General features: G+C 57.6%; 1 protein-coding gene. It reads left to right on the forward strand.

Annotation, left to right across the window (positions count from 1 at the left end; genetic code table 11):
• Nucleotides 1–797 (forward strand): hypothetical protein (locus tag DFP98_RS39325; RefSeq protein ID WP_181918088.1); only part of this gene is annotated, 797 nt, incomplete at both ends.

A 797-nucleotide genomic window follows, 5' to 3' on the forward strand; every position in this document is an offset into this window, starting at 1 on the left:
TGTAGTCGAGGCGGAGCCGGTGGCGGCAAGCGGCTTGACGGTAACGTCGACCGACGTGGCGGGAGCGACAAATGACGGCAAGACACAAATTACGGTTGCACCTGCCGCAGCGACGGGTCATAAACTCGTGTACCTTAATGCCGCAAACAGTGTGGTAACTGTACCGAACGTGGGCGAAACGCTGAGCGGTTATACGGAATTACCTGAGGATGGAATCGTGAATGCGACGAACGGCGACAAGTTAGCCGTAGCGGAGCTTGACGTGAACGACAAAGTCGTGAAGTTCGGCCAAACGACGGCTGTAGTCGAGGCGGAGCCGGTGGCGGCAAGCGGCTTGACGGTAACGTCGACCGACGTGGCGGGAGCGACAAATGACGGCAAGACACAAATTACGGTTGCACCTGCCGCAGCGACGGGTCATAAACTCGTGTACCTTAATGCCGCAAACAGTGTGGTAACTGTACCGAACGTGGGCGAAACGCTGAGCGGCTACACAGACTTGCCGGTTAATGGCATCGTGAATGCGACGAACGGCGACAAGCTGGCCGTAGCGGAGCTTGACGAGAACGACAAAGTCATGAAGTTCGGTCAAACAACGGCTGTTGTCGTGGCGGAGCCGGTGGCTGGAAGCGGTTTGACGGTAACGTCGACCGACGTAGCGGGAGCGACGAACGACGGCAAGACGCAAATTACGGTTGCGCCTGCCGCAGCGACGGGGCATAAGTTTGTGTACCTCAATGCGGCAAACGGCGTGGTAACCATACCGAACGTGGGAGAAACACTGAGCGGTTATACGG

The organism is Cohnella phaseoli (assembly GCF_003386235.1).
Lineage (GTDB): Bacteria > Bacillota > Bacilli > Paenibacillales > Paenibacillaceae > Cohnella > Cohnella phaseoli.